This is a genomic window from Sulfitobacter sp. F26204, assembly GCF_026410305.1.
Lineage (GTDB): Bacteria > Pseudomonadota > Alphaproteobacteria > Rhodobacterales > Rhodobacteraceae > Sulfitobacter.
On the sequence record NZ_JAPMLQ010000025.1, the window covers coordinates 1,101 to 1,594 of the forward strand.

1 protein-coding gene is annotated in these 494 nt (G+C 58.3%); it reads left to right on the plus strand.

Annotated features, from left to right (window positions below):
• The coding region (locus OS190_RS20470) for an EF-Tu C-terminal domain-related protein (RefSeq protein WP_502212341.1) at nucleotides 1-349 on the plus strand (349 nt) is incomplete at its 5' end.
• Nucleotides 350-494: the final 145 nt, after the last annotated feature.

The following is a 494-nucleotide window of genomic DNA, read 5'->3' on the forward strand; positions in this document are numbered from 1 at the left end:
GCGCGGTATCGAGCGTGACGGCGTTGAGCGCGGTCAGGTTCTGTGTCACCCCAAATCCGTGAACCCGCACACCAAGTTCGAGGCCGAGGCCTATATCCTGACCAAGGAAGAGGGTGGCCGTCACACGCCGTTCTTTGCGAACTACCGTCCACAGTTCTACTTCCGCACCACGGATGTGACCGGCACAGTTAACCTGCCCGAGGGCACGGAAATGGTGATGCCTGGCGACAACCTGAAGTTCGACGTTGAACTGATCGCCCCGATCGCCATGGAGCAGGGCCTGCGCTTTGCCATCCGCGAAGGTGGCCGGACTGTTGGCGCTGGTGTGGTTTCTAAAATCACGGAGTAGGTCGACTTTGCTTTAGCAAGGTCTGGCCAGTGCGACGCCTTGTGGCAGTGTCTTTTCCCCTTCAGGAAAAGATCACGAGAGCAAGGTGTCGGCACACAGGTACTACTAAGAACAAAAGGCCGCTCCATTCGGGGCGGCCTTTTGC